The sequence below is a fragment of the Pseudomonas mandelii genome, assembly GCF_900106065.1.
GTDB lineage: Bacteria > Pseudomonadota > Gammaproteobacteria > Pseudomonadales > Pseudomonadaceae > Aquipseudomonas > Aquipseudomonas mandelii.
The window spans coordinates 5,552,293-5,571,899 of the sequence record NZ_LT629796.1 but is presented as its reverse complement, the minus strand read 5'-3'; the positions used below and the strand labels follow the sequence as shown (position 1 = coordinate 5,571,899).

Annotated in this window: 13 protein-coding genes; 7 read left to right on the top strand and 6 right to left on the bottom strand. The window is 59.9% G+C overall.

Features of this window, described 5'->3' with window-relative positions; all coding sequences use genetic code 11:
• Window positions 1-6 precede the first annotated feature (6 nt).
• From BLU63_RS25885 to BLU63_RS25865, 5 genes are all read left to right on the top strand, one after another.
• Entirely contained in the window at window positions 7-1,581 is a 1,575-nt protein-coding gene (locus BLU63_RS25885) for an ABC transporter ATP-binding protein (RefSeq protein ID WP_083376592.1), read from the top strand.
• Between the two features lie 170 nt (window positions 1,582-1,751).
• Window positions 1,752-3,167 (top strand): sigma-54 interaction domain-containing protein, encoded by a 1,416-nt coding sequence (locus BLU63_RS25880; RefSeq protein WP_010460855.1) that lies wholly within the window; start codon window positions 1,752-1,754, stop codon window positions 3,165-3,167.
• Window positions 3,168-3,464: 297 nt separating this feature from the next.
• Window positions 3,465-4,856, top strand: a complete 1,392-nt coding sequence (locus tag BLU63_RS25875) for a GntP family permease (RefSeq protein WP_010460857.1) — start codon at window positions 3,465-3,467, stop codon at window positions 4,854-4,856.
• 7 nt (window positions 4,857-4,863) lie between these two features.
• Window positions 4,864-5,637 (top strand): 3-hydroxybutyrate dehydrogenase, encoded by a 774-nt coding sequence (gene hbdH, locus BLU63_RS25870; protein WP_083376591.1) that lies wholly within the window; start codon window positions 4,864-4,866, stop codon window positions 5,635-5,637.
• Window positions 5,638-5,785: 148 nt separating this feature from the next.
• Complete coding sequence (locus tag BLU63_RS25865; protein WP_083376590.1) at window positions 5,786-7,741, top strand: acetoacetate--CoA ligase; 1,956 nt, start codon at window positions 5,786-5,788, stop codon at window positions 7,739-7,741.
• On the opposite strand, the gene BLU63_RS25860 is transcribed toward BLU63_RS25865, so the two are convergent.
• Together BLU63_RS25860 and BLU63_RS25855 are read right to left on the bottom strand one after the other, a co-directional pair.
• Window positions 7,738-11,598 carry a hypothetical protein gene (locus tag BLU63_RS25860; RefSeq protein WP_083376589.1) on the bottom strand — a complete coding sequence of 1,287 codons (3,861 nt, stop codon included), beginning with the start codon at window positions 11,596-11,598 and terminating at the stop codon, window positions 7,738-7,740. The two genes, BLU63_RS25865 and BLU63_RS25860, sit on opposite strands and share 4 nt — an antisense overlap.
• Window positions 11,599-11,723: 125 nt before the next feature.
• Window positions 11,724-12,833, bottom strand: coding sequence for a PilT/PilU family type 4a pilus ATPase (locus BLU63_RS25855; RefSeq protein WP_083377302.1), 1,110 nt, complete (start codon window positions 12,831-12,833; stop codon window positions 11,724-11,726).
• A gap of 121 nt (window positions 12,834-12,954) precedes the next feature.
• On the opposite strand from BLU63_RS25855, the gene BLU63_RS25850 reads away from it, so the two are divergent.
• Both BLU63_RS25850 and BLU63_RS25845 read left to right on the top strand, forming a co-directional pair.
• Window positions 12,955-15,492, top strand: a complete 2,538-nt coding sequence (locus BLU63_RS25850) for a PAS domain-containing hybrid sensor histidine kinase/response regulator (RefSeq protein WP_077747701.1) — start codon at window positions 12,955-12,957, stop codon at window positions 15,490-15,492.
• A 65-nt stretch (window positions 15,493-15,557) separates the two neighbouring features.
• The gene (locus BLU63_RS25845) at window positions 15,558-15,833 is read left to right on the top strand and encodes a peptidylprolyl isomerase (protein WP_007898282.1); all 276 of its coding nucleotides are present in this window, start codon (window positions 15,558-15,560) and stop codon (window positions 15,831-15,833) included.
• A gap of 121 nt (window positions 15,834-15,954) precedes the next feature.
• Here the strand turns inward: BLU63_RS25845 and BLU63_RS25840 are convergent, their stop codons facing one another.
• The 4 genes from BLU63_RS25840 to BLU63_RS25825 form a co-directional block, all read right to left on the bottom strand.
• Window positions 15,955-16,890 carry a sugar kinase gene (locus BLU63_RS25840; RefSeq protein ID WP_083376588.1) on the bottom strand — a complete coding sequence of 312 codons (936 nt, stop codon included), beginning with the start codon at window positions 16,888-16,890 and terminating at the stop codon, window positions 15,955-15,957.
• A 141-nt stretch (window positions 16,891-17,031) separates the two neighbouring features.
• The gene (locus tag BLU63_RS25835; RefSeq protein WP_083376587.1) at window positions 17,032-18,249 is read right to left on the bottom strand and encodes an amino acid deaminase; all 1,218 of its coding nucleotides are present in this window, start codon (window positions 18,247-18,249) and stop codon (window positions 17,032-17,034) included.
• A gap of 39 nt (window positions 18,250-18,288) precedes the next feature.
• Window positions 18,289-19,053 (bottom strand): IclR family transcriptional regulator, encoded by a 765-nt coding sequence (locus tag BLU63_RS25830; RefSeq protein WP_083376586.1) that lies wholly within the window; start codon window positions 19,051-19,053, stop codon window positions 18,289-18,291.
• A 156-nt stretch (window positions 19,054-19,209) separates the two neighbouring features.
• A complete protein-coding gene (locus BLU63_RS25825) occupies window positions 19,210-19,599 on the bottom strand; it encodes a RidA family protein (RefSeq protein WP_010460883.1) in 390 nt (129 codons plus the stop codon).
• Between the last annotated feature and the right edge of the window lie 8 nt (window positions 19,600-19,607).

Genomic DNA, 19,607 nt, shown 5'->3' with positions numbered 1-19,607 from the left:
GTAGATATGAGTACCAACCTGATCGAAATCCGTGACCTCAGCGTGGCCTTCAATGGCCAGACGGTGGTGCGCAATCTGTGCCTGGACATCCATCCCGGCGAATGCCTGGCATTGGTCGGCGAATCGGGCTCCGGCAAATCGGTGACCGCCCACTCGATCCTGCAACTGCTGCCCGAGACCGGCACCCGGACCACGGGCAGCATTCGCTATCGCGGCAAGGAGTTGCTCGGTGCCCCGCCCCAGGTGTTGCGTGAACTTCGCGGCAACCGGATCGCGATGATCTTCCAGGAACCGATGACCTCGCTCAACCCGTTGCACAGCATCGAAAAGCAGATCGGCGAAACCCTGCTGGTGCACAAAGGCCTGACGGGCAACGCGGCGCAAGCGCGGATTCTGGAGTTGCTGCAACTGGTCGGCATCCAGAAACCCAAAGAGCGGCTCAAGGCCTATCCCCATCAGCTGTCCGGTGGCCAGCGGCAACGGGTAATGATCGCCATGGCCCTGGCGTGCGAGCCGCAGTTGCTGATCGCCGACGAACCCACCACGGCGCTGGACGTGACAGTGCAGCGCAAGATTCTGATTCTGCTCAAGTCCCTGCAACAGCGTCTCGGCATGTCGCTGCTGTTGATCAGCCACGACCTCAATCTGGTGCGCAGCATCGCTCAGCGTGTGTGCGTGATGAAGGCCGGGGAAATCGTCGAAGAGGCCACCTGCGAAACGATCTTCACCGAACCGAAACATCCCTACAGTTGCGTGCTGCTGAACGCCGAACCGGAAGGCGAAGCCCTGCCCCGGGACGAGCGCGAGAACGTTCTGGAAGTGGACAACCTGCGCGTGCAGTTTGCCCTTGGTGGCGGCTTGTTCCAGCGCAAGACGTATCTGAACGCGGTGGACGGCATCAGCCTCAACATTCAGCGTGGCAAGACCCTGGGCATCGTGGGCGAGTCCGGTTCGGGCAAATCGACCCTGGGCCAGGCGATTCTGCGTTTGCTCGATTCCGAAGGCAGCATTCGCTTTCAGGGCGAGGCACTGGACGGTCTGACGCAAAAGCAGTTGCGGCCATGGCGCAAGAAGATGCAGGTGGTGTTCCAGGACCCCTTCGGCAGTCTCAGTCCACGCATGTCCGTGGCGCAGATCATCAGCGAAGGGCTTGAAGTGCATAGCCAATTGACCGCTGATGAATGCAAAGCCGAAGTGATTCGTGCACTGGAAGAAGTCGGCCTCGACCCGCAAAGCCGTGATCGCTATCCCCACGAGTTCTCCGGTGGCCAGCGTCAGCGCATCGCCATTGCCCGGGCGCTGGTGCTGAAACCGGCGCTGATTCTGCTCGATGAACCGACCTCGGCACTGGATCGCACCGTGCAGAAACAAGTGGTCGCCCTGCTCCGCCAACTTCAGGAAAAACACGGCCTGACCTACCTGTTCATCAGTCATGATCTGGCGGTGGTACGTGCCCTCGCCCACGACATGATCGTGATCAAGGACGGCAAAGTGGTGGAAAGCGGTGCCAGCCACGACGTATTCGATTCGCCGCAGCATCCGTACACCAAAGAGCTGTTGGCGGCGGCGCATACGCGGTAGGCATAATCGCGTCCACATCGATGAACCGCGTCGCGGCCTTCGCGGGCAAGCCTCGCTCCCACAGGTTTTGTGGTTATCGCTGAATTTGTGGCTCGACACAAACCCTGCAGGAGCGAGGCTTGCCCGCGAAGAGGCCCGCCAAGACAACACACATTCTGGACATGAAACCCATGAACACCACCGAAAGCCTCAAGGACTACCAGCGCGTTCGCCTGCTGGCGATCCGTTCGCTGTTCGAGATCATCGAGCAATCCAGCGAGGGCACGGTGATTGTCGACCGCGACGCGAATATCGTCTGGATGAACGAGCGCTATGCCCGCCGCTTCGGCCTGGAATCAGCCGAAGTGGCCATCGGCAAAGCGTGCGAAAGCGTGATACCGGGCAGCTTGTTACGTGAGGTGGTTCGCACCGGTCGCCCGATTTTGCTGGATATGCAGGACACGCCGAAAGAACCCCTGGTGGTCATGCGCTTGCCGATCCACGACGACGCGGGCGCCGTCATCGGCGCCATTGGTTTTGCGCTGTTCGACGAATTGCACAGCCTGTCTCCGATGCTCAAACGCTACCTGAGCATGCAGGAAGAACTGGCCTCTACCCGCTCGTTGCTGCGGTCGCGGCAGACCAAATACAACTTCGCCCACTTCATCGGGACCAGCGCCGCCAGCCTGGAAGTCAAACGCCGCGCCCGGCGCAGTGCCAGTGCCGAGTCACCGGTGCTGTTGCTCGGCGAAACCGGCACCGGCAAGGAGCTGCTGGCCCAGGCGATCCACGGCGCTTCACCCCGCGCGCACAAAGCCTTCGTCAGCATCAACAGCGCAGCGATTCCCGAGTCGTTGCTCGAAGCCGAATTTTTTGGCACCGCGCCGGGCGCCTTCACTGGCGCCGATCGCAAGGGCCGGGCCGGCAAGTTGCAGATCGCCCAGGGCGGCACGCTGTTTCTCGATGAAATCGGCGACATGCCGTTGCCGCTGCAAAGCAAGTTGCTGCGCGTGTTGCAGGAAAAGGAATTCGAGCCGGTCGGTTCCAATGAGGTCATCCAGAGTGATGTGCGAGTGATCGCAGCGACCTCCACGGACCTGGAAGCGGCGATCAAGCGCGGCGAATTTCGCGCCGATTTGTATTACCGGCTCAACGTGCTGCCGATCAACGTGCCGCCTCTGCGCGATCGTCTTGATGACTTGCCAGCGCTCAGTGAAGCGATCCTTGAGGAACTTCGCAGCCAGCATGAGCTGAACACCGAAGCCTTGGACCTGCTGGCGCATCACGCCTGGCCGGGCAATATCCGTGAGCTGCGCAACGTGCTGGAACGCGCGGCGCTGCTCAGTGATGACCTGGTGCTGAATGCAGGGGACATCCGCGCGGCAATCGGGACGTTCACACCAGTGACGCGTGTGGCGCCGAGGGTCGTTGAGGCCGTTGCGCAGGAGACGTTCAGCGAGGCGCGGGAGCGGTTTGACCGGCAATTGATTGAATCTGCCCTGGCGCAATGCGGGGGTAAGGTGATTGAAGCGGCGGCGCGGTTGGGGCTGGGTCGGTCGACTTTGTATAAGAAGATGGTGGCGCTAGGGATTGCCGAGTCTCCATAAAGAGACATTGATCTCTATTGGTAGATAGGGCCTCTTCGCGGGCAATCCTCGCTCTTACGGGACCAAGGCGCTCTTGTTTGTGCGGACGACCGCAAATCATGCAGGAGCGAGGCTTGCCCGCGAAGGCACTCTCACAGCCGCAAAAAATCTCGAATAAGAGACAAATCATTCAGAATCACCTTATACATAAATAAATATCCTTATATTTCAATGCCTTAAGTAAATGGCACGAAACTCGCTAAAGCCCTCTCCCACAAAAGTTCCACCCTACAAAAATAACAATCCAGGAGACACACCATGAGTGTGATCATTGCCTTGGCAGCCCTCGCGCTGCTGATGCTGGCTGCTTACCGTGGCTACAGCGTTATTCTCTTCGCCCCGATTGCCGCCCTCGGCGCCGTCTTGCTCACCGACCCTTCCGCCGTCGCCCCTGCCTTCACCGGGGTGTTCATGGAAAAAATGGTCGGCTTCATCAAACTGTATTTCCCGGTGTTCCTGCTCGGCGCGGTGTTCGGCAAGCTGATTGAGCTGTCGGGATTCTCACGCTCCATCGTCGCGGCAGCGATTCGGTTGCTCGGTACACGTCAGGCGATGTTGGTGATCGTGTTGGTCTGCGCCCTGCTGACTTACGGCGGCGTGTCGCTGTTTGTGGTGGTGTTCGCGGTCTACCCGTTTGCCGCTGAAATGTTCCGCCAGAGCAACATCCCCAAGCGCTTGATCCCGGCGACCATCGCCCTCGGCGCGTTTTCGTTCACCATGGACGCCCTGCCCGGCACCCCGCAGATCCAGAACATCATCCCCAGCACCTTCTTCAACACCACCGCGTGGGCGGCGCCGTGGCTGGGTGTAATCGGCGCGATCTTCGTAGTCTGCGCCGGCATGCTGTTTCTCCAACGCCAGCGCAACAAGGCGCAGGCCGCCGGTGAAGGTTATGGCACCGAACTGCGCAACGAGCCGGAAACCGCGGCCGACATCAAACTGCCGAATCCATGGATTGCCCTGTCGCCATTGCTGGCAGTCGGCATCATGAACCTGCTGTTTACCCAGTGGATTCCGCAGTGGTATGGCAAGACCCACAGCCTCGCGCTGCCGGGCATGGCCGCGCCGGTCACCACCGAAATCGCCAAGCTCACGGCGATCTGGGCGGTGCAAGCGGCCTTGCTGGTCGGCATCATCATGGTGCTGGTGTTCGGCTTCCAGGCGATTCGCGGCAAGTTGGCCGAGGGCAGTCGAAGTGCAGTCAGCGGTTCATTGCTGGCGGCGATGAACACCGCGTCGGAGTACGGTTTTGGTGCGGTGATCGCCTCCTTGCCGGGCTTCCTGGTATTGGCCGACTGGCTCAAGAGCATTCCCAACCCGTTGGTCAACGAAGCGATTACCGTGACCCTGCTCGCCGGCATCACCGGTTCGGCGTCGGGCGGCATGAGCATTGCGCTGGCGGCCATGGCCAATGACTTCATCGCTGCGGCCCACGCTGCCAACATTCCGTTGGAAGTGCTGCACCGAGTGGCTGCGATGGCCAGTGGTGGCATGGACACCCTGCCGCACAACGGCGCAGTGATTACCCTGCTGGCGGTCACCGGCCTGACCCACCGTGAAGCCTACAAAGATATTTTCTGTATTACGCTGATCAAGACCCTGGCGGTTTTTGTGGTGATCGGTACTTTCTACGCCACTGGCATTGTGTGAGGTATTCATGACGACTCTTTCGGGCAAGACTGCACTGGTCACCGGTTCCACCAGCGGCATCGGCCTGGGCATTGCCCTGAGCCTGGCCGAGGCTGGCGCCAATCTGATTCTCAACGGTTTCGGCGATGCGTCCAAAGTGATTGCCGAGGTCGAGCAATTCGGTGGCAAGGTCGGCCATCACCCGGCCGACGTCAGCGACCCGGTGCAGATTGCCGACATGATTGCTTATGCCGAGCGTGAGTTCGGCGGCGTCGACATCCTGGTGAACAACGCCGGTATCCAGCACGTAGCGGCGGTAGAAGACTTTCCCGTGGAACGTTGGGACTCGATCATTGCGATCAACCTGTCGTCGGTGTTCCACAGCACCCGCTTGAGCCTGCCGGGCATGCGCACCAAAGGTTGGGGCCGGATCATCAACATTGCCTCGGTGCATGGCCAGGTGGGCTCGGTGGGTAAAGCCGCCTATGTCGCGGCCAAACATGGCGTGATCGGCTTGACCAAGGTCGTCGGGCTGGAAACGGCAACGACCAATGTGACCTGCAACGCCATTTGCCCGGGCTGGGTATTGACGCCGCTGGTGCAGAAGCAGATTGATGCACGCATCGCGACCGGGATCGAGCCGCAACAGGCGCAGCACGATTTGCTCGCGGAGAAGCAGCCGTCGCTGGAATTCGTCACCCCGCCGCAATTGGGCGAACTGGTGTTGTTCTTGTGCAGTGAGGCCGGAAGCCAGGTGCGCGGCGCGGCGTGGAATATTGATGGTGGGTGGTTGGCGCAGTAATTCGGCAGTAAACCGCGTTATCGTTCTTCGCGGGCAAGCCTCGCTCCCACAGGTTTTGTGGTTGCAGCCGGATTTGTGGCTCGACGCAAAACCTGTAGGAGCGAGGCTTGCCCGCGAATGAATCTGAAAATAGAAGAAGAGGCAAGCCATGTCCGACATCCTCTGGCAACCCAGTGCCGAGCGCATCAGCAAAACCCGCATGGAGGCCTTCCGGCGCTTCATCATTAAGCGGCACCACATTCACCTCGACGACTACCCCGCCCTGCACCAATGGTCCATCGATCAGCGCGTAGCTTTCTGGCAGGCGATCGTCGACTTCTTCGACATCCGTTTCCACGATCAGCCGGACGCAGTGCTGGTGGAAGGCGCGCAAATGCCCAGCGCCGAGTGGTTCCCAGGCGCCACCCTGAATTTCGCCGAGCACCTGCTGCGCCGTCGCGACGATGCCGTGGCGGTCATTGCGATTGGCGAGAACGGCCAGCGTGAACACCTGACCTGGGCGGAACTCGCCGAGCATGTCGCCGGTTTTCAAAACAGTCTGAAAGCCGCTGGCGTCGGCCTCGGCGACCGTGTCGCCGCGTGCATGCCCAATACCTGGCAAACTCTGGTGGCCATGCTCGGCACCACCAGCCTGGGGGCGATCTGGTCCTGCTCATCACCGGACTTCGGCACCCAGGGCGTCATCGACCGCTTCGGCCAGATCGAACCAAAAGTGCTCATCACCTGCGCCGGTTATCGCTACGCCGGCAAGGACATCGATCAGACCGCCAAGGTCAATGAAATCCTCGATCGCCTGCCATCCTTGCAACAGTTGATCCTGGTGCCCTATGCCCGACCACAGGCACGCATCGAACAGTTCCACACCCGAGCCAACGTGACGCTGTGGGATGATTTTTACGACATCGGTGGCGAGCCGGATTTCGTCCCCGTGCCGTTCGCCCATCCGCTGTACATCCTCTACTCCAGCGGCACCACCGGCGTGCCGAAATGCATCGTCCACAGCACCGGCGGCGTGTTGCTGCAACACGTCAAGGAGCACGGCCTGCATTGCGATCTCGGCCCCGGCGACCGTTTGTTCTACTACACGACGTGCGGATGGATGATGTGGAACTGGCTGGTCTCTGCCCTGGCCGTGGGCAGTGCAGTGGTGCTGTACGACGGCTCGCCGTTCCATCCGGCCCCCCGGCGTTTGATCGACCTGATCAACGATGAACGCATCAGCGTCTTCGGCACCAGTCCAAAATTTATCGCCACCCTGGAAACCCATGGGATCAAACCGCGCGAAAGCCATGACCTGAGCAGCCTGAAAACCCTGCTTTGCACCGGTTCCGCGCTGTCGCCGCAGAGTTACGACTACGTGTATCGCGACCTCAAGAGCGACCTGTGCCTGGCCTCGATGTCCGGTGGTACCGACATCGTTTCGTGCTTTGTGAACAGCAATCCTTTTGAGCCCGTGCGTCGCGGCGAAATCCAGGGCAAAAGCCTGGGCATGGCGGTCGAAGTCTGGAATGACGACGGCAAGCCTGTGATCGGCGAGAAAGGTGAACTGGTGTGCACCCGGCACTTCCCGGCGATGCCCATTGGTTTCTGGAACGACCCGCAGCAGGAGAAGCTGCACGCTTCATATTTCAGCCAGTTCCCCGGCGTCTGGGCCCAGGGCGATTACGCCGAACAGCTGCCCCACGGCGCGATGATGATCCACGGCCGCTCGGACGCGGTGCTCAACCCGGGCGGCGTGCGCATCGGTACCGCGGAAATCTATCGTCAGGTGGAGAAGGTCCCACAGGTGCTGGACAGCGTGGCCATTGGTCAGCAATGGCAGGATGACGTGCGGGTGGTGCTGTTCGTGAAGTTGCGCGACGGCGTCGAACTGGATGAAGCCTTGCAGCAGCAGATCCGCCAGGTCATCCGCGCCAACACCACACCCCGGCATGTACCGGCGAAGATTGTCGCGGTGACCGATATCCCACGGACCATCAGCGGCAAGGTCGTCGAGCTGGCGGTGCGGAACGTGGTGCATGGGCAGAAGGTGAAGAACACCGATGCGTTGGCCAATCCCGAGGCGCTGGAGCAATTTCGGGATCGGCCGGAACTGGCTTTTTAAACGGTTCGATCGAACGCTCGGGCCGGGGCTGCCGTGCCCTGTGCAAACCTCTGCGCAGTCACGGGTTTGTTCAGCGTGATCAGCACCGGATCGACAATCGCACGTTCGGGGTTTGCTTCCAGCGTGCTCCGCAGGAGGGACATGTTGCGGTCAAACCCGCCTTCGTCGGTGTACAACTGGCTCAGCAGCGAAGTGACCACCGCCAGTGAGTCGGCGTTTTCAAAGGCTTTGGCACGGGCGTGACGGGCATTGCCTCCATCTGTCACCGCAAGCTGTCCGGAGGCCAGGTTCAACAGCGACGCCACGTCCAGCGACTGGCTACCCCCAACGTTGCCGGCGTCGCGGGCATAGGCGACATCACCGATCTGCGCAGGTCCGTGAAACAGCTCATGGATCAAGTCGTCTGCGACGACGTCAAGGTTGAAACCCTGGCCGATGAAGTGACGGTTGAGATTGACGGTGTAGATTTCAACGAACTTCGCGTCGGATTGCCCGGTTGCGCCTTTCCACTGCTGGTAAGCGTCCGCGTCGAAAGCGGCAATGTGGTGGGTGTCCTTGAGTGGATCAAGGACGAAGTTACTGATGGAAACGCCCGCGAAGTCTGCCCTGACCGCTCTCAAATAATTCAATAACTGATTGATTGCTTCATTCGAATCGCTTCCCATCAGCAGCCTCGCGACCAGCGTGCGCTGCGCCTCAAAATCACGGTGGATCAAGGCATTGATTGCGTTTTCGATTTTAGTCCGGGCTCGCGGCAGACTTTGTTCAATGAACTGTCGGGTGTAACTGACAGGCAATGTCTTGGTTGGGCGCGGCAAGCCGACAGGCGCCACGTAGGCAAAGTGCTCCAGTTTGGGCCCCCAGGCTTTGCCCAGGCGGTCGAGGGCATACCATTGGAGTTGGTTGCGCGCGGCCACCACTGACAGGGCCTCACCCACTGCACCACGTGGCCGCCAGCTACCCTGTCCGGTGTGGACGTGACTGGCGGCGCGGAGCAGGTCATAGGATTTGTGGCTGCCATGGAGTCTGCCCAACTGGGACTTCGCCAGTCCAAGAAGCGCTTCAGCCTGACTGCTGAAACGTAACGCGCCCTTATGGATGAGTTTGCCGGCACCATAAAACACCGTTGGTACATCATCCACGGGGTTGAAGAGGGAAATGGAGGTGACAAAGGCCAGTTTGGTCAGACGGGCGCCTTTGGACGACAGGGAGATCGCCTTCGACGAGATGCTCAGCGCTTTGGCGCCCGCCCCCACGAATGCCCCGCCCAACGCCATGGCGTCCATGACGCAACCGTAGATCCCGTCTACGACCTTGTTGTGCTCTCCGGAAGACAAATCCTCGATGCACTTTTTGAACGGAACCACCAGATTCACGATGTAATCGGCAGTCTCTTCGCCTTTTTTGCGTTCGGTTTCAAGCGCTGTCGGCACGGTGGCCATCAACTCGATTTCGTCCAACGTGCGCAACGGATGATTGTTCACAACGAACGCCAGAATTCGCGCCAGTTGCGGATTGCCAACATTCATATAAGTACTCTGCTGGCGAGCCGTTACTTGCAGTGGCGCGGGGAGTTCGCCCAGTTTTTCAATAATTGCCATGTCGCTGCTGGCGTCATTCCCGGCGAAAACGCCGTCGGTATATTCAATAACAGAAAGAGGCAACCATTCGGGGGGCGCAGGTCGTTCCGGCGCATTCAGATCCCCGGCGAAATCCATTCTCGCGGCCGTTCGCAATTTGCCTGTTGAGATGATCAGCGAGGCGAGCGTGTTGTTTCTCCGTAATTCACCCCGCAAGGTGAACAACTCATAACACACCGCCGTGTTTGCGTGAGTTGCAAACATGACAATGCCGAAGCGTCCCTTGACAGCATCGCTACCTTGCCGGGTTTCGTAAGTCGTTGAAACAGGGATCGGCGATATTGAAAAGAAAGACTCGGTTCTGGTGGCCGGAAGACGAACGGTAAAAAAGCTGATCTTTCCGTTCAGAAAGACGTCCAGATCATGAGGAAGCATGTGTGAAAGGGCCAACTTGATGTTGCTCGCCAGCGCATTATTCAACTGGCCGTGATAATCGCGCAATTGGCGATGGTACTCGACATTGTTGGGAGGCAGGCTCCGCAACCTTGGAAAGCGACTATAAAGGCTAGTGACGGAGGGGTCGTACTGAGTTGGTCTTTTGTAATGGGTGATACCGGCCAACAAATCAGGGGTCCCGGAAATAACTTTATCGGGGAAGACCGCAGGAAAATCCCACTGGCCACCTTCCAGATCCGCCGACATGTGCAACTCGACCATGGACATGGGGTTGGAGGACGCATAAAGGCCGGGGTGTTGATAGAGCACTTTATCGTCGAGAAAATCACACTCCGGCACCGCGCCTTGCAAGGCTTCGCGCGCGATGGTTTCGCGGTTGGGCATCGGGATGGAATAGACGCGCGCCAGATGGGTGAAGTTTTCCGCATATGCCTGGAACGCGGTGATGGCCCGCTCGGTGCTGTCCGTTGCCGCTTGAGTCAGCTCGCTTGCGCTGATAACGCTGTTGATCAGGGCCCAGTCGACGATCGGATCGATCATTGCCAAATCCCGCAGTCGGGACAGCGGCTCGCTGACAGGCTCCAGTTCGACATACGCCATGATTTGCGCATACGTCAGCACACGCGACGCGCCCTTCCTGACCGCTTCCGCCAAGGCAACGCCATGGCAAAAGGTTACCCAGGCAACCGACCCCATCGTCATCGACGATGGCACGCCCCTGACCAGAAATTCCGGCGCAATGTCCGCCAGCAGCAGATGACACGCCAGTGGCGCCGCCGCAGGATCAACCCAGCCCTTGGTATAGAGAAAGGCTTGCAGCTCTTCGCGGACCACGGCCGGCGACCGCTCTACGTTGCTCGGCGCATATAAAGCGAAACCACCGAGACTCTTGCGATCCCCGGTACTACCAAGAGACGGATAAAGATCCAGCAACAGGCTGGTGACCAGCAGTTGCTCGAGATCTTGCGCAGAGACGTTCTGCCCGGGATGCGCGCCGAACCAGTCCGACGCTTCCAGAATCTGCCTGGCACAGGCCTGGGCCACTGGATGCTTGACCAACGCGACGATCCGCTCGGCGGCATTTTCGTGTGTCGCAACGGCGCGTCCCGTTTCGCGGTACAACATGTCCAGCAGTCTGGTGTTCTGGGTAACACGCTGAGTAACCTGCCGAATGGCGGTCCGTTGCTCAGCCGACAAGACGGCTAACGATGAATCATCCGTAACCAACTGCCCCCAATAGTGCCCCAACTCATCGACATCAGGATCAAACTCGAAAAGCGCGATCAGGTTTCTGGTTTCGCTCGCGTTCGTTGGAACCGTCAGGCCATGAAACCTCAGCCATTGGTCCACATCGACGAAATCTTCGGTGTAAATGTATCCACCGGCTTGCCTGGCAATATCACCTACCACCAGCAGCTTTTGATAATAGTGCGACGCCTGGACGATATTCACGTCGACGACTTCCCACACTTGCCGCTCTTTTCGGAATATCTCAAGTCCGCCGTTTTCGTTAATACGGGTTGCCGCCATATTCTCCGGACGGTGGCGACGGAGTTCGTCCATTACGACCGTGTAGTTGGCCAGGTTATTCCATGCCACTCGCCCCGGCATATGGACTTCATACAGCGAAGAACCTTTTGCCAGCTCAAACTCATAACCTTGCCAACAGTACGGCCCTTCATCCTCTTGATCCTCGAAGACACTTTGCAACAAGCGCGCGACCACTTGTCGTTCAGCGGCATCGGCCCTTAACCACTGGTGCTGGACTTCGGAAACGGCTCCGGACAACGGATAGTCTTTATATTTCAACTTAACAACCATAAAACAACCTTATGTATTTAGTTCACTGATTCATTAATCGAAGGTGAATCCTGACCCACCAAAAATTAACTAAACAGTAAAACTTCATAAGACAACATTTCATCGTCGCCGCCTTACCCACCTCATCAATCCACTAACCCCCAGTCCCCAATGGGCGCATTGGCGGTCGAAGGCCCACCGCCATACAGTTTGAGGCGCAACTTCAGATTGCTCAGCGAGTCCGCATGTTTTAGCGCCTCTTCCTCACTGATTGCGCCTTCCATCACCAGTGCATACAGTGCGCCATCGAACGTCTGCATACCGAACTCTGCGGACTTTTCCATGATGTCTTTAAGTTCGTCCAGTTGATTGCGCTTTATCAAGTCACCGATCGTGGGTGTTCCCAACATCACTTCCACTGCCGCCCTGCGCTGACCGTCAAGGGTCCGCACCAATCGTTGGGAAACAAACGCTTTCAGATTGTTGCTCAAGTCATGCAGCAACTGCGTCCGCCGCTCTTCGGGAAAGAAATTGATGATGCGGTCCAGCGCCTGATGGGCGTTGTGCGCGTGCAACGTCGAGATCACCAGATGGCCCGTATCGGCAAACGCCAGCGCGTGCTCCATGGTTTCGCGGTCGCGGATTTCGCCGATCAGTACCACGTCCGGGGCCTGGCGCAGGGTGTTTTTCAGGGCAGCATGAAAACTGCGGGTATCGACGCCGACCTCGCGCTGGTTGATGATCGACTGCTTGTGCCGATGGATGTACTCGATCGGGTCCTCGATGGTGACGATATGGCCAGTGCTGTGGCGGTTGCGGTAATCGATCAGCGCCGCGAGAGAGGTTGACTTGCCGCAATCGGTGGCGCCGACGAACAGTATCAATCCTTGTTTGAGCATCACGGTTTCGAGCAGCACCGCCGGTAGTTTGAGGTCTTCGAAACGCGGGATGTCGAGCTTGATGTTGCGTGCCACGATTGACACATCGTTGCGTTGCTTGAAGATGTTGACCCGAAAGCGCCCGACACCCGCCAGGGAGATTGCCAGGTTCATCTCCAGTTCCCGATCGAACTCCAGGCGCTGTTCGGCGTCCATGATGGACTCGGCAATGGCCGCGACTGCTCCCGGCTTGAATGGCTGGTCGGTCAGCGGCTTGAGCACACCGTCGAACCGCGCACTGGGTGGTGCGCCGGTGGAAAGATAGAGATCGGATCCATTCCGGTCAGACAGTATCTGCAACAGTGCATCGATTTCCATGGCAAAAAACACCCGCGAAGCATTCAATGAAAAAGTAATGACCCATGGCAGGTCATCCAGCGTCTACCGCCCTGCAAGGATAGTAGACGCCGCGCCACCGACTTAAGTGCAGGACAATTTGATGAACGCAACACTGACGGGCAGCGATGCACAGGCCTTGATCGCCAGACTGGACTGGACACGCACCCCGCTGGGCGCTGCCAGCACCTGGCCACAGAGCCTGCGCACTGCGGTGGACATCGTGATTCATTCACCGATGCCGATGCTGTTGCTGTGGGGGCCGCACCTGACGCAGATCTACAACGACGGCTTCGCCCTCCTCGCCGGCAGCAAGCATCCACACGCTTTCGGACAACCGACGCACCAGATCTGGCCAGAACTTCAGGACTTTACCAGCCCCATTTACAGCGCTGTCCTACAAGGCCAGGTGCGTACCTACAGCGAACAACGTTTTACCTTGCAACGCGACGAAGGTGATTCCGACTTCTGGCTGGACCTGACCTACAGCCCGATCCGCGATGAAAACGCTGAGGTTGCTGGCATTCTGGTCACCGCCATCGAAACCAATGAACGCCGACGCATCGCGCTGGAACTGGAACAGCGGTCGGCCGCCAGTCTCAAGGCCCAGCACGAAACCGAACAGCGCCTGCAACTGGCGCTGGCGGCCACCGACGCCGTCGGTACCTGGGATTGGGACATCGGCGAAGATCGCTTCATCGCCGATGCGCATTTCGCCGAACTGCACAACATCGACCCACTGCTCGCCAGTCAGTTGCCCATCAGCGCCTACCTCCAGGCCGTGCACCCGGAAGATCGCGCCATGGTCGCCCGCAGCATCAAATATTCCATCACCCACGGCACCGAATACGCCGAGGAATATCGCTTGCTGCAACCCAGCGGTCACCTGCGCTGGGTGTTTGCCCGCGGTCGCTGCTACAAGGACCACCATGGCCGGCCGATCCGCTTCCTTGGCGCCGCGCTGGATCTGACCGAACGCAAGCTCACCGAGCAAGCCCTGCGCCAGAGCCAGACCGAGTTGCAGCTGATCATCAACGCCATGCCCATCCTGATCAGCTACGTGGACAGCGAGGAACGCTTTCGCTTGAACAACGCCGCTTATCTGGACTGGTATGGCCTGACACCGCAGGAACTCTATGGCCGCACCATTCGTGAAGTGCTGGGCGAAGAAGCCTATGCCTTGCGCGCCGAACACATTGCCCTGGCGCTGACGGGCAAGTCTTGCTGTTTCAGCATCAATACCCCGCACCGGGACGGCAGTAACCGCCATGCCTTGATGAATTACTTGCCGCGCCACGGTGCCGACGGCACGGTGAATGGTTTCTACATCTTTGTCATTGACGAAACCGAGCGCAAACAGACGGAAGAAGCCCTGCGCAATCTCAACGATACCCTTGAGGAACGGGTCGCGGCCCGCACCCAGCAGCTGGCCGAAGCCAACCAACGGCTGCAAAACGAGATGTTCGAGCGTGAACGCGCGGAAGACGCCTTGCGCCATGCGCAGAAAATGGAGGCGGTCGGGCAGCTCACCGGCGGCATCGCCCACGACTTCAACAACATGCTGACCGGGATCATCGGCAGCCTCGATCTGATGCAGCGCTATATCGCGGAAGGGCGCGCCGCCGAGATTGGCCGTTTCACCGAAGCCGCGGTGTCCTCGGCCAATCGTGCCGCCGCCCTGACCCATCGGCTACTGGCGTTTTCCCGGCGTCAGTCGCTTGATCGCCGGCCGCTGAACGCCAATGACCTGGTGCACTCCCTGGAAGACTTGTTCAGCCGGACCAAGGGCGATCACATCGAACTCAAACTGCTGCTGGCCGGCGAGGTCTGGCCGGTGAGCACTGACGTCAGCCAACTGGAAAACGCTCTGCTCAACCTCGTCATCAACGCCCGGGACGCCATGCCCGATGGCGGCGAGTTGCTGATCGAAACCGCCAACGTTTACCTCGACGGCAGCGACATCACCACGTTGGAACCGGTCAAGGCCGGGGATTACGTGATGATTGCCGTCAGCGATAACGGCACCGGGATGACACCGTCGGTGCTGGCCAAGGCGTTCGACCCGTTCTTCACCACCAAACCCATCGGCCAGGGTACCGGCCTTGGATTGTCGATGATTTATGGGTTCGCCCAGCAGTCGGGCGGGCATGTCAGCCTGTTCAGTTTGCCGGGCAAGGGCACCAGCGTTCGCCTTTACTTGCCCCGATTGCACGCCACGGAACCGGAAAAAGTACTGCTGCCGTTCACGGGCGAGGCTCCGGCGGCGATTGCCGGCGAAACCGTGGTGTTGGTGGAAGACGACCCGGCGGTGCGCATGCTGGTGCTCGACCTGCTCAACGAGCTGGGTTATCACGCCCACGAAGCCGAGGATGCGAAGACCGCCCTGCCCTTGCTGGAATCCGACCTGAGGGTCGATCTGCTGGTGACCGACGTAGGCCTGCCGGGCATGAACGGCCGGCAACTGGCAGAGATCGCTCGCCAGCACCGCCCCGAACTCAAGGTCCTGTTCATGACCGGTTACGCGGAGAAAGCCGCCGAACGCCAGGGTTTCCTGGAAGAAGGCATGGACATGGTCGCCAAACCGTTTTCCATTGACCTGTTGGCCAACAAGATTCGCACGATGATCGGCCAACCGGAGTGAGTTGAGGCATAATCGCGCGCCCCGCTGGCATCAACATAGCCATCACCGTTGCAAGGTATGCCCCCATGAAAGCTCAAGCCCGCCATATTCTGGTGAAAACCTCGGAAGAAGCCGAGCAGCTCAAACAACGCATCGCCAAGGGCGAAGCCTTTGATGTGCTGGCCAAGAAGTACTCCACCTGCCCGTCCGGCAAACGCGGGGGCGACCTGGGTGAAGTGCGGCCTGGGCAAATGGTCGGGGTGATCGACGCGGTGATCTTCAAAAAACCGCTACGGGTGGTGCATGGGCCGATCAAGAGCAAGTTCGGGTATCACCTGGTGCAGGTGTTTTACCGGGATTGATGGGTTTGGCTTAAAGGCCCTGTGGCGAGGGAGCTTGCTCCCGCTGGGCTGCGTAGCGGCCCCAATTTACGGCTGCTGCGCACCCGAACGGGAGCAAGCTCCCTTGCCACAAAAGCTTATTTCAATCTTTGGGAATCAGTGCTCCAGGCACTTGAATCACCCGACTCGCCAACCGATGCCCCGCCTCGGCCGCCTCAACCGCACTTCCACCCTTGAGCCGACTGGCCAAATACGCCGCGCTGAACGAATCCCCCGCCGCCGTGGTGTCCACCACGCGCTCGACCTTCTGCGCGGGCACCTCGAACGACTCGCCATCACAGCGAATCAGACACGCCTCGGCGCCACGCTTGAGCACCACTTCGGGGGTGCCAATCTGCTCGTAAGCGGCAAACACCGCCTCGCCATCGGAAAAATGAAACAGCGCCTGCTCGTCATCGACGGTCAGCAACGCCAGATCGACATAGGGCAAGACGCTGCGATAAGCCGCCCGCGCCTCTTCGACTGACGCCCACAAGCGTGGCCGGTAGTTGTTGTCGAACACGATCCGCGCATCCCGCTGGCGGGCCTCGATCAGGGTTTCCAGCAGTTTCACCCGACCTTGCACGCCGAGCACCGCCAGGGTGATGCCGCTGAAATACAGCACGTCGTAATCCGGCAGCGCGGCCAGGATCGGCGCGGCGGCCGGGGTGGTGAAGCAGTCGCGCACGGCCGCTTCGTTACGCCAATAGAGGAAGCGGCGCTCGCCCGCCGCATCAGTCTGGATGCAGTACAAACCGGGCAGTCGCCCGGGCAGGCGCTGAACCATGCCCAACCCGATGTGTTCGTCGGCCCAGGTCTGGCACATGGCATCGCTGAAACTGTCGTCGCCCAGTGCAGTGACGTAATCGACGATGCCGCGGGTGCCGAGTTCCCGGGACAGGTAGACCGCAGTGTTCAAGGTATCGCCGCCGAAGCTCTGTTGCAGCGTGCCATCGGCGCGTTGTTGCAGCTCGATCATGCATTCGCCGATCAAGGCGATGCGCGGGGTGTTGGGGCCGAGGGTGTTGATGGTGTTCATTGTTGTGGGGTCTCTGGTATTGCGGTGTTGTCTGGGAGGATGCCATCGCGAGCAGGCTCACTCCCACATTGGATCTTCAGTGTTCACAAGATCCCTGTGGGAGCGGGCTTGCTGGCGAAGGCCGCGCCTCGGTCCGAAGCCTTAGAAACAGGTTTCCATGGTTTCGATGACGTTCAGCTGCTCATCCACCAGACACCCCGTGCGCCACTTGTCGAACGTCAGGCACGGGTGCGAGGTGCCGAACGAAATGATGTCGCCCACCCGCAACTCAACCCCCGGCGCCACGGTCATGAACGCGTGCTGGTCCATCACTGCCGTCACTTTGCAGGCGCTGACATCGTCACCGGTGGCAGGCACCACGCCGGCCTTGTAACGCAGCAGCGGCACCGGCAACCCCGCGTCGTAGGCGACGTCGCGTTTGCCCAGGGCGATCACCGCGAAACCCGGCTCCGGCAACGACTGCACATGCGCCCAGACTTCCAGCGCCGGGCGCAGGCCCTCGTGCAGATCGCTGCGGCGGTCGAGCACGCAGCATTGCGCTTCCTTGTAGATGCCATGGTCGTGAGCCACGTAGCTGCCGGGGCGCAACACGCTGAGGAAACGTCCACCCGCGTTCTGCGCTTCGAAGGATTCGGCGATCAAGTCGTACCAGGCCGAACCCGACGCGGTGATGATCGGCTTGGGAATCGCAAAGGCGCCGCTGTCCTGCAACTGCACGGCCAGGCGCACCAGGGAGGCGGCGAATTCACGAATGCCTGTGACCGCATGATCACCGTGGATCACGCCCTCGTAGCCTTCGATGCCGGTCAGCGCCAGCGCCGGTTGAGCGCCGATGGCTTTGGCCAGCGCGACCACTTCCGCTTCACTGCGGCAACCGCAACGACCGCCGACCACGCCATACTCGATCATCACGTTCAGGCGCACACCGCGCGAGGCGAAGTACGCGCCCAGGTCAGCGACGTTGTCCGGATGATCGACCATGCAATGGAAGTCGAACGTCGGGTCCGCCAGCAAGTCGGCGATCAGCGCCATGTTCGGCGTACCGACCAATTGGTTGGCCATCAGCACCCGACGCACACCGTGGGCATAGGCCGCGCGGGTTTGCGTGGCGCTGGCCAGGGTGATGCCCCAGGCGCCGGCGTCCAGTTGGCGACGGAACAGAGCGGGCGTCATGCTGGTTTTGCCGTGGGGCGCGAGTTCCGCGCCGCTGTTGCTGACAAACGCCTGCATCCAGCGAATGTTGTGCTCCAGCGCTTCGCGGTGCAGCACCAGCGCAGGCAGGCTGACGTCGCGCACGAGATTGGCGCCAGTCTGGGCAAAGCCCTTTTCCACAGCCGCAGTGTTTTGGGCAGAAGACATGGTCGAACTCCTCACATTAGCGGCTGCAGACAGCCGCTTTTATTCGTTGATACGCCGGGCCAGGCTATTGGCGCTGTCGATCAGCACCCGGCGATAGTCGTTGTAATTGTTCTTGGCGTCGTTCCGTGGGGCGACGATGCACAGGGTCGCAATGGCCACGCCGCTCGGGTCTTTGACCGGGGCGGCGAAGCAATGGGTGAAGGTGTCGGCGACGCTATCGAAAGAGAAGAAGCCATCGATACCGGCCTGACGGATTTCCTTGAGAAACTGCTCCAACGGCAGCCGTTCGCCGTCGGGCAGGATGAAGTCGTCGTGGTCGATCAGGTCAATGATCTCCTGATCACTCAGGTGCGCCAGCAGCAGGCGCCCGGACGCAGTCCAGGGGATTGGCGCGTTCTCGCCGATGTCCGAGGAAATACGGAAATGCCGCTCGCCCTCTTTCATCAGCGCAACGGTGTATTTGCGCCCGTTAAGCAGGCACATCTGAGCGGTTTCATGGGTCTGGCTGACGATGTCCTGCAAAGCGTGATCGGCTTCGCGGGTCAGGTCGAAATGGCGCAAATGCGCTTGCCCGAGAAAGTACAACTGACGGCCGAGGTAGACGTGACCGTCCTTGCCCACGGGTTCGAGAATGCGACGTTCCAGCAGGGAAGCGACCAGTTCGTAGATCGTGGATTTCGGGCTGTCGATGCCGCTGGCGATTTCATTCGGGCGCAGCGGTTTGCCGACTTCCTTGAGGAAATCGAGGATATCGAACGCCCGGTCCAGACCGCGAGCCCGGCGCTTGATGGTGTCTTCGGTCATGTCAGTGGTTCCCATACAAATTCGCCGGGGAGTTTACCGCTAATGATCGTTCCCACGCTCGACGGGGGAATGCCTCAATGAACGCTATGCGTCCCTTTGGGACGCGGAGCGCCCCGGGCTGCATTCCCCCGCAGAGCGTGGGATCGATCATTAGGCTCAGGCCTTTTTCTTGTACGCGATGCAGTCGATCTCGACCTTGCAATCGACCATCATGTTCGCCTGCACACAGGCCCGGGCTGGTGCGTGCTCGCTTTTGAAGTACTCGGAGAAGACCTTGTTGAAACTGGTGAAATCCCGCGGATCCTCCAGCCACACGCCAGCACGCACCACGTCTTCCAGGCCATAACCGGCCTCTTCGAGAATCGCGATCAGGTTCTTCATGGCCTGGTGGGTCTGCTCGACGATGCCACCGGTAATGATCTCGCCGTCCACCGCCGGCACCTGCCCGGAAACGTGCAGCCAGCCATCGGCTTCAACGGCTCGGGCGAAAGGGCGAGGCTGACCGCCAGCGGCGGTGCTGCCGGTGCCGTAACGAGTAATGCTCATGAGTGTTT

Bases quoted from the DNA above. Each gene is read 5' to 3' on its own strand.
- BLU63_RS25885 (WP_083376592.1), top strand. From the start codon at position 7: ATGAGTACCAACCTGATCGAAATCCGTGACCTCAGCGTGGCCTTCAAT.
- BLU63_RS25880 (WP_010460855.1), top strand. From the start codon at position 1,752: ATGAACACCACCGAAAGCCTCAAGGACTACCAGCGCGTTCGCCTGCTG.
- BLU63_RS25875 (WP_010460857.1), top strand. From the start codon at position 3,465: ATGAGTGTGATCATTGCCTTGGCAGCCCTCGCGCTGCTGATGCTGGCT.
- hbdH (WP_083376591.1), top strand. From the start codon at position 4,864: ATGACGACTCTTTCGGGCAAGACTGCACTGGTCACCGGTTCCACCAGC.
- BLU63_RS25865 (WP_083376590.1), top strand. From the start codon at position 5,786: ATGTCCGACATCCTCTGGCAACCCAGTGCCGAGCGCATCAGCAAAACC.
- BLU63_RS25860 (WP_083376589.1), bottom strand. From the start codon at position 11,598: ATGGTTGTTAAGTTGAAATATAAAGACTATCCGTTGTCCGGAGCCGTT.
- BLU63_RS25855 (WP_083377302.1), bottom strand. From the start codon at position 12,833: ATGGAAATCGATGCACTGTTGCAGATACTGTCTGACCGGAATGGATCC.
- BLU63_RS25850 (WP_077747701.1), top strand. From the start codon at position 12,955: ATGAACGCAACACTGACGGGCAGCGATGCACAGGCCTTGATCGCCAGA.
- BLU63_RS25845 (WP_007898282.1), top strand. From the start codon at position 15,558: ATGAAAGCTCAAGCCCGCCATATTCTGGTGAAAACCTCGGAAGAAGCC.
- BLU63_RS25840 (WP_083376588.1), bottom strand. From the start codon at position 16,890: ATGAACACCATCAACACCCTCGGCCCCAACACCCCGCGCATCGCCTTG.
- BLU63_RS25835 (WP_083376587.1), bottom strand. From the start codon at position 18,249: ATGTCTTCTGCCCAAAACACTGCGGCTGTGGAAAAGGGCTTTGCCCAG.
- BLU63_RS25830 (WP_083376586.1), bottom strand. From the start codon at position 19,053: ATGACCGAAGACACCATCAAGCGCCGGGCTCGCGGTCTGGACCGGGCG.
- BLU63_RS25825 (WP_010460883.1), bottom strand. From the start codon at position 19,599: ATGAGCATTACTCGTTACGGCACCGGCAGCACCGCCGCTGGCGGTCAG.